This window comes from Mesorhizobium sp. P5_C1 (genome assembly GCF_054049815.1).
Genome location: NZ_JBFULQ010000240.1, coordinates 1 through 8228, shown reverse-complemented (window position 1 = coordinate 8228; position 8228 = coordinate 1). Strand labels below are relative to the sequence as shown.

The window sequence follows — 8228 nt, the reverse complement described above, 5'->3', positions numbered from 1 at the left end:
GGCGTGGCGACAGTCTCCCGACTCCCAAAATGGCGTTCTGGCAGCGGGCGGTCGGCGCTTTGCTCTTGGTCCGATTCACAACCCACTTCAATAATTCCGACCAGTGCGCGAACAAATTCGACCATATCGTTTGCCGTGATGGCTGCCTTGTCGGGACTTTGCCCAACGTTCTCGGCAGCTTCGCAACATGAGCGGCGAATGAGATCGTAGTGTAAATCCCTTTCATCCTCCGGCAACGCGGCCAATTTCATTGCCCTGCGATGAATCAATCGCAGCAATTGTTCCAGAGCTGTTCCGACACTCATGCGTTTTCCCCGCATTGGTCGAGCGTCCCGCGGCCCCAAGGGCGCGCGTTGGAACGTCGATGAGGAGGGTGTTCCCCGTCCCCATGGAGGAAAGGTTGCATCACAGCCGTTAATATATCGTTGCTGGCTAATATAAGACGCTTCGTTCCATCGACCCGGGGGGGYCGGAGACTGATCTTGTTGATGAAGGTAACGTTGCAAAATCCGGGCCCGTCCAAACGCAACAACTGTGGTACACGCGGATCTCCAAGCGAACTCGGTCCTGCGACGTGAGAATCCCATGCGAACAGTGTTGCGCACCCTCTTCCTCGGCCTCGCCGCGGCCAGTCTGTCGCCCGTCTGGGCCGCCGCCGGCGATTGCGGCGATGTTGTCGCCCTGGTGCAGCAGGCCTATCCCAAGGCCAAGAGGAGCGTCGACGGAGCTTCGCTAACACTCGAACCCCATATCAGCATCCCCCTGACGCTCACGGACTACGAAACCCCAGTTGGCCTGGTCTGCAAGATCTGGCCTGCGCATGATGACCTGCTTCTGGTCGCAGTACCGCTGATGGACAGCGTCGAAGCCAGCGAAGACAGGCATGTTGGCGATATTGAGCTTCTGGTCGTCGRCAGGAAGAGCCTGGGCGTGCGCCAGCGCCTGCTCCAGCCCGGCCTGATGACCGATGACGCCATCGCCATCCGCAAGGTCGAATTCGATACCGGTCGCTATCGGTTGGCACCCGATGTCTCCGCCTTTGGCTTGCGCATCGAACTGGCAACCCATTCGCAGGTCACTCCTTTCGACGAAACCGGCCTGCGGCTCTATGCCGTCGCCGGCGACACCCTGCGCTTGGTGCTCGGCGGCCTAGCCGTGGCCGGCCATGGCGGCGAAGGCGACGCGAGTTGCGCCGGATCCTTTCATTCCAGCCAGGTCAGCCTGGCCATGAGTACGGCGAGCCACCACGGCTATCACGACATCACAGCGTTCGAGCAGGCGGATACCGACGAACCCTTGCCCGACAAGGATGGCGAGTGCCAGTCTCATCCAGGCAAATCCGTGAAGCGGACCTACCGGCTACGCTACGACAGCGCCCACTATCCGGTTCCGGCGGCGCTCAAGGCAATGGAGCCGTGAGAAAGCCGCTCGCGTCGAGAAGGCCTGCTTGCACGCGGAGGGCCGCCGCGCGATAGATGTGTTGCTTTGGGAGGATACATGCGGAAAATCTTGGCATCGGCATTGCTGCTGGCGGTCGCGTCATTTGCACACCCCGCCCTGGCGCTGGACAGCAGCGGCACGCCCGTCGTCGTGACACCGCTGGCATCACGCACGACGACTGCTTCCGGCCAGCCGATTACTCTGCCGCAGAAGAACGTGCAGGTTCTGGTGTCGACTTATGACATTGCACCGGGTGCGACCTTGCCGGTGCACAGACACCCCTTCCCGCGCTACGCCTATGTCCAGGCGGGGACGCTGAAGGTCACCAATGTCGAGACCGGCAACAGCAACACATACAAGACCGGAGATTTCATCATCGAAATGATCGGCCAATGGCACCAGGCCACCAACATCGGCGATGGTCCGGTCAAACTGCTGGTGATCGACCAGGTCGAGGAAGGCGCCAAGAACACAGAGTTGCGCCAGTAGCGGCCAAGGCTGACGCGCCTTTGCTACAAGGTTAGCCCCAGGCGCCGACCATCTGCCGTGTCGTAGCGTTCAGCCGGTTGAAGGCATTGATCAGGGCGATCTGGATGACCAGGGCGGCGAGCGCCTTTTCATCGTAATGTCGGGCGGCCTCGTCCCAGACGTCGTCCGGCACCGCGTCGGGCCGGTCGGCGAGCCGTGTGCCGGCCTCGGCCAGCGCCAGGGCTGCGCGTTCGGCATCGGTGAAGTACGGCGTCTCCCGCCAAGCCGCGAGGGCAAAGATGCGCTCGTCCTTTTCGCCGGCCTTCTTCAACTCGCGCGCATGCATGTCGACGCAGAGGCTGCAGGCGTTGATCTGGCTGGCGCGCAGATGGATGAGCTTGCGCGTCACATAGGGCAATTCGGCCGCTTCGGTCGACTTGTCCAGCGCCAGCAGCGCCTGCAGGGATCCGGGAATGAGCACCACCGGATTCTTGATCCTTGCTTGCATGGTCTTCTCCTTTTGAAGGGTTTCGTCAGGGCGTGTCTCGTCGGGCCCGGATGCCGCGCATCCAGGCTTTCTGAGTTCGGATAGTGAGATTAATAACCATCCGGTTATGATTATTCCATAACTCAACGGTTATTTGACTGTCAAGCGCGGAGTTTGCCGTCTGGCCCAAATGGCCACGCGCTGTTCACGCTTTCGCGCCAACCGGCCCGATGCTAGGGCTTGCGGCGACATCATCGATTGGATTGCCCCTTGACCGAAGAAACTCGCCTGCCGCTGATCGAAATCTGTGTCGAAGGCATTGATGGCTTGCTGGCCGCGCAGGCGGCCGGCGCCGACCGGGTGGAACTGTGCGCCAGCCTCATTGAAGGCGGCATCACGCCGAGCCTCGGCACGGTGCGCGCTGCCCTCGACCAGGCGACCGTGCCTTTCCACGTCATGGTGCGGCCGCGCGGCGGCGATTTTCTCTACAGCGAAACCGAGTACGCCTCGATGCTCGCCGATGTCGCAGCGCTGCGCGACCTCGGCGTGCCCGGCGTGGTGTTTGGCTGCTTGAACGCCGATGGCACCATCGACGAGGCGCGCATGAGTGAATTGACGCAAGCCGCCGGCTCGTTGAACGTGACCTGTCACCGTGCCTTCGACATGACCCGCGACCCCGCCGAGGCGCTCGAAGCGCTGATCCGCAGCAAGGTTGGCCGCGTGCTGACCAGCGGCCAGCGCGATACGGCGGTCGAGGGCATGTCGCTGCTGGCGGATCTGGTTCGACAGGCCGGCGACCGCATCGTCATCCTCGGCTGCGGCGGGCTGGACCTCGGCAACATCGCCGAAGTGCGCAGAAGGACCGGGTTGTCAGAAATGCATTTCGCCGCCCTCAAGGATGTGCCGAGCGCCATGGATTACCGCAACCCGCATGTCGGCATGGGCGGCTCCGACCTCGACAGAGAGTACCGCAACACCTTGACCGACACGGACCTCGTGGCGGCCACCATTGCGGCTGCGAAGGCATGAGCGCGACCCCTGCCCCGATCAGCCTTGTATCGGCCGAAGACGAAGCGGCAATCCTCGCGCTCAACAACGAGCACGCAGCCGAACTGTCGTGGCTGGAGCCCGAACGGCTATCCTTCCTGCTCGGCGAGGCGTTTTACACGCGGCGCATCGGCAATCTCGAAGCCTTCATCATGACCTTCGACCAGGACGCCCGTTACGACAGCCCGAATTTCGTCTGGTTCCGCGAACGCTACCCCCGCTTCGTCTATGTTGACCGTGTCGTGGTGGCGGCGCAGGCGCGTGGCCGCGGCCATGCGCGCCGGCTCTATCAGGATCTGTTCGGCCACGTTGAGCGCGCCGGCCACACGCTGGTCACCTGCGAGGTCAACACTGACCCGCCGAACCCCGCCTCGGATGCCTTCCACGCCGCGCTTGGCTTCGCCGAAGCCGGCGACGCCGTCATCCACGGCGGCAAGAAGGCGGTGCGCTACTACATCAGACAGATTTCCGACTGATACATCAGGCGAATCTCCGCCTGATCCCGCTGGCGCTGGCCACACAAAGAAGCCGCAGCTAATATGAATGTTTCCGCCAACCGGAGGAAACGCGATGCCGAGCAACGTCTTTCGCTTCGACGAAAGCTGGCACATCCCCGAGGGCACACCGCAGGAAGTGTGGGAGGTGCTCTCGGATGCCGAATTGCTGCCGATCTGGTGGGGCGATGTCTACAAGGAGGTGGTGCCGCTCGACAGGAAGGGCAAGGCGACCATCGGATCGCGCGCAAGGGCGCGGGCTCGCGGCGCCCTGCCCTACGAGCTGAACTTCATCATCGAGGCCGCCGAGCTCGAACCCGGCAAGCTGGTGGTTGTGAAAACCCTTGGCGATTTCGACGGGCTGTGGCGGGCGGAATTGTCGCCGTCCGGCACCGGGACCCATGTGCAATTGACCTGGCAGGTCACGGTACTGCGGCCGATCCTCAAATTCCTCGCACCGCTGCTGCGGCAGGCCTTCGCCTGGAACCACCGCTGGACGACGCCGCGCGGCGAAGCCGGCCTCAAGCGGTATCTGACGGACAAGAAGCGCCGATCGGCTTAGCGCCGACAGCACTACGGCATTACCAATTGCGATTGAGCCATTCGCGTGCCGGTCGCTCGATGACGTAGTAGCTGCAAAGCGCGCAAACGAAGACCCCGGCCAGCATCGGGATCGGCGCGCTGCCTTGCTCATAGACGAATTTGTAGAACGGCTGCTGCCACAGATAGAGCGAGTAGGACCACAGCCCGAGGGTCGCCATCGGCCAGGAGGACAGCAATCCGGTCAGATAGCGCGGGCTGAAATCGAGCGCGTTGACGGCCAGCGCCAGCAGCGGCACCGCGAAGAGATAGTGGATCGGCGTCGGCACTGGATCGAGGAACAGAAGAACGTCGAAGATCGATGCCGCCAGTGCTACGTGCCTGCCTCTGAAGATCGCCGGCAGTCTGCCATCCGCCTTGAGCAAGCAGATCGAGGCCGACAGCAGGATCGACGCGATATGCACATCGGTGCGCCAGTAGGTGGTTTCGTAGTCCATCCCGAACACCCAGTACGAAACCGCTCCATTCGCCATGGCAAGCAAGGCCAGCGCCAGGAGCAACACGACGACGCGAGAGCGGCTTAAGACGACGACGCTGATCAGCGCCAGGATGATATAGGCGTGCTCCTCGATGCAGAGCGACCAGATATGGTCGAGTGCGCCCGCCCGCGTGACGAGGATGCCGGCATAATTGTAGGTGAATGTCAGCGCGGTCAGCGCCGCCTTCCATTTGAAGGCGATGAATGTGCCGGAGAGCGCAATCATGGCGACGACCACGAAGACGAGAAGTGCCGGATAGATGCGGGAGAAACGGCGCTTGAAGAATTTCTTCAGCGGGTAGCGCTCGATGAACAGGATCTCGCTCATCAGCCGGCCGCTGAGCACGAAGAAGAATTCGACGCCCAGCACACCCAGATTGATCCCGGGAACAGGAAAGAAATGGCCGATCAGCACCAGGGCAATCGACAGGCCGCGCCAGCCATCGAGATAGGCCAGTCTTGTTCTGGCCGCTCTGTCGGCGACGGGTCGGGACGCAACGACATGCGTCGCGGAGATGTCGGTCATGCCGGCTCCCTTCGCATTGAAAGATGCTGAAAGGGTCGCAGGCCGTGATCGACACTAACAACCCGGCTCGCGTTTGGTCACTGGCATAGTGCAGTGCAATATCGCTTTGTGCAAGTGCGAGATTGTCGCTGACGCAGTTCCTGGCGAAGTATGGACGGGAATTGCTTCAAGCAAACGGTTGGCGCGCTGAGGCGATCCCATCGGAACCGGACAGTTGCAGGTCACCGCACGCGAAAAAGGGGCCGCAGGGGCCCCTTTCCTTGTGCGCGGCTGATGGTGTCAGGCGGTGGCGGCAGCCACAGCGCGCTTGGCCATCACCGCGATCAGATTGGCGCGGTAGTCGGCCGAGGCGTGGATGTCGGTCATCAAATTCTTCGCCGATACCTTCACGCCTTCGAGCGCCGAGGCCGCGAAATTCTTGGCCAGGGCTGCCTCGATCTCCTTCGAACGGAAAACGCCGTCGTCGCCGGCGCCGGTGACGGCGACGCTGACGCCATCCTTGCCCTTGGCCACGAACACACCGACGATCGCATAGCGCGATGCTGGGTTGCGGAATTTTTCATAGGCCGCCTTAGCCGGCGCCGTGAAAGTGACGGCGGTAACAATCTCGCCTTCCTTCAGCGACGTCTCGAACAGGCCCTTGAAGAATTTGTCGGCGGCGATCTGGCGCTTGTTGGTGACGATGGTGGCGCCCAGCGCCAGCAGCGCCGCCGGATAGTCGGCCGCCGGATCGTTGTTGGCGATCGAGCCGCCGATCGTCCCCCGGTGGCGCACCGCCGGATCGCCGATCAGCGACGCCAGATGGGCAAGCGCCGGGCAGGCCTTCTTCAGCTTCTCGTCATTGGCAACGTCGTAATGCGTGGTCGCGGCGCCGATGGTCACCGTCTTGCCCGACACCTTGACCCCCTGCAACTCCTTGATCTTCGACAGGTCGACAAGGTCGGAGGGCGCGGCAAGCCGTGTCTTCATCGCCGGGATCAGCGTCATGCCGCCCGAAAGCAGCTTCGCATCGCCCGCCTTGACCAGTTTGGCGGCGTCGGCGACCGAGGCGGCGCGGTGATAGTTGACCGAATACATGCTCGTTCCTCCTCAGTGTTTCGTCGTCGCGCGGATCGCTGCCCACACGGTGGACGGCGATGCCGGCATGGCAAGATCGTTGCTGCCGATGGCGTCGGTGATGGCGTTGATCACCGCCGGCGGCGAGCCGATGGCGCCGGCTTCGCCGCAGCCCTTGATGCCCAGCGGATTTCCCGGGCATGGCGTGTTCGAGGTCGAGACCTTGAACGACGGCAGGTCGCCGGCGCGCGGCATGGTGTAGTCCATGTAGCTCGCGGTCAGCAGTTGGCCGCCATTGTCGTAGTGGGCGCCTTCGAGCAGCGCCTGGCCGATGCCTTGCGCCAGTCCGCCATGCACCTGGCCCTCGACGATCATCGGATTGATGATGTTTCCGAAATCATCGGCGGCGACGAACTGGATGATCTCGGTCATGCCGGTTTCCGGATCGACCTCGACCTCGCAGATGTAGCAGCCCGCCGGGAAGGTGAAGTTCGACGGATCATAAAACGCCGTTTCCTTCAGCCCGGGCTCCATGCCGCCCGGCAGATTGTGGGCGGTGTAGGCGGCGAGCGCCATCTGGAACCATGGCACGTTTTTGTCGGTGCCTGCGACCTTCAGCGCGCCGTTCTCGATGATGATGTCGCCCTCGTCAGCCTCGAGCAGATGAGCGGCGATCTTCTTGGCCTTGGCCTCGACCTTGTCGAGTGCCTTGACGATGGCCGACATGYCGACAGCACCCGAGCGCGAGCCATAGGTGCCCATGCCCATCTGCACCTTGTCGGTGTCGCCATGGACGATCGAGACCGAATCGAGCGGCACGCCGAAGCGTTCGTTGACCAGTTGCGCGAAGGTCGTCTCATGGCCCTGGCCATGGCTGTGCGAGCCGGTCAGCACCTCGATCGTGCCGACTGCATTGACCCGCACTTCCGCCGATTCCCACAGACCGACGCCGGCGCCAAGACTGCCGACCGCCGCCGACGGCGCGATGCCGCAGGCCTCGATGTAGCAGCTCATGCCGATGCCGCGCAGCAGCCCCTTCTTGGCTGCGGCAGCCTTGCGCTTGGCAAAGCCGGCATAGTCCGACGCCTTCATCGCCGCGTCGAGCGAAGCGGCATAGTCGCCAGCGTCGTAGCACATGATGACCGGCGTCTGGTGCGGGAACGAGGTAATGAAGTTCTTGCGGCGTAACTCGGCGGGTGAGACGCCGAACTGGCGCGCGGCCGTCTCCATCATGCGTTCCATGACGAAGGTTGCTTCCGGCCGCCCTGCCCCGCGATAGGCATCGACGGGTGCGGTGTTGGTGTAGATCGCCTTCACATTGGCGTGGATGGCGGGGATGTTGTACTGGCCCGACAACAGCGTAGCGTAGAGGTATGTCGGCGTCGCCGACGAGAACAGCGACATGTAGGCGCCAAGATTGGCCTTGGTCTCGACCTTCAGGCCGAGGATCTTGTGATCGCTGTCGAAGGCCATTTCAGCATGAGTGTGATGGTCGCGGCCATGTGCGTCGGTCAGAAAACTCTCGGTGYGGTCGGCCACCCATTTGACCGGCACCCCGGTCTTCTTCGACGCCCACAGGCAGACGATCTCTTCGGGATAGATGTAGATCTTCGAGCCGAAGCCGCCGCCGAC

At 62.7% G+C, this 8228-nt stretch carries 10 protein-coding genes; 5 read left to right on the top strand and 5 right to left on the bottom strand.

Translation table 11 applies throughout. From position 1 onward, the window contains the following. Positions 1-305 (bottom strand): hypothetical protein (locus ACXJ7R_RS18750; protein WP_457153150.1); only part of this gene is annotated, 305 nt, incomplete at its 3' end. A 280-nt stretch (positions 306-585) separates the two neighbouring features. Here ACXJ7R_RS18750 and ACXJ7R_RS18745 point away from each other — a divergent pair. After that, positions 586-1419: a PA3715 family protein gene (locus tag ACXJ7R_RS18745; RefSeq protein WP_457153149.1), complete on the top strand. Its 834-nt coding sequence runs from the start codon at positions 586-588 to the stop codon at positions 1417-1419. Positions 1420-1497: 78 nt separating this feature from the next. Continuing rightward, positions 1498-1929, top strand: coding sequence for a cupin domain-containing protein (locus ACXJ7R_RS18740; protein WP_457153148.1), 432 nt, complete (start codon positions 1498-1500; stop codon positions 1927-1929). A 31-nt stretch (positions 1930-1960) separates the two neighbouring features. Here ACXJ7R_RS18740 and ACXJ7R_RS18735 read toward each other — a convergent pair whose 3' ends face one another. Beyond that, positions 1961-2416: a carboxymuconolactone decarboxylase family protein gene (locus ACXJ7R_RS18735; RefSeq protein ID WP_457153147.1), complete on the bottom strand. Its 456-nt coding sequence runs from the start codon at positions 2414-2416 to the stop codon at positions 1961-1963. A gap of 249 nt (positions 2417-2665) precedes the next feature. On the opposite strand from ACXJ7R_RS18735, the gene ACXJ7R_RS18730 reads away from it, so the two are divergent. From ACXJ7R_RS18730 to ACXJ7R_RS18720, 3 genes are all read left to right on the top strand, one after another. Continuing rightward, positions 2666-3424 carry a copper homeostasis protein CutC gene (locus ACXJ7R_RS18730; RefSeq protein WP_457153146.1) on the top strand — a complete coding sequence of 253 codons (759 nt, stop codon included), beginning with the start codon at positions 2666-2668 and terminating at the stop codon, positions 3422-3424. Then, positions 3421-3918, top strand: coding sequence for a GNAT family N-acetyltransferase (locus ACXJ7R_RS18725; RefSeq protein WP_457153145.1), 498 nt, complete (start codon positions 3421-3423; stop codon positions 3916-3918). Before ACXJ7R_RS18730 ends, ACXJ7R_RS18725 begins: the two co-directional genes overlap by 4 nt. A gap of 94 nt (positions 3919-4012) precedes the next feature. Then, positions 4013-4498: an SRPBCC family protein gene (locus tag ACXJ7R_RS18720; protein ID WP_457153144.1), complete on the top strand. Its 486-nt coding sequence runs from the start codon at positions 4013-4015 to the stop codon at positions 4496-4498. A 19-nt stretch (positions 4499-4517) separates the two neighbouring features. On the opposite strand, the gene ACXJ7R_RS18715 is transcribed toward ACXJ7R_RS18720, so the two are convergent. From ACXJ7R_RS18715 to ACXJ7R_RS18705, 3 genes are all read right to left on the bottom strand, one after another. Then, on the bottom strand, positions 4518-5540 hold the full coding sequence (locus ACXJ7R_RS18715) for an acyltransferase family protein (RefSeq protein ID WP_457153143.1): 1023 nt from the start codon (positions 5538-5540) through the stop codon (positions 4518-4520). Positions 5541-5819: 279 nt separating this feature from the next. Continuing rightward, the gene (locus tag ACXJ7R_RS18710; RefSeq protein WP_457153142.1) at positions 5820-6617 is read right to left on the bottom strand and encodes an FAD binding domain-containing protein; all 798 of its coding nucleotides are present in this window, start codon (positions 6615-6617) and stop codon (positions 5820-5822) included. 12 nt (positions 6618-6629) lie between these two features. Beyond that, positions 6630-8228: xanthine dehydrogenase family protein molybdopterin-binding subunit (locus tag ACXJ7R_RS18705; protein WP_457153141.1), on the bottom strand; the 1599-nt coding region annotated here is incomplete at its 5' end.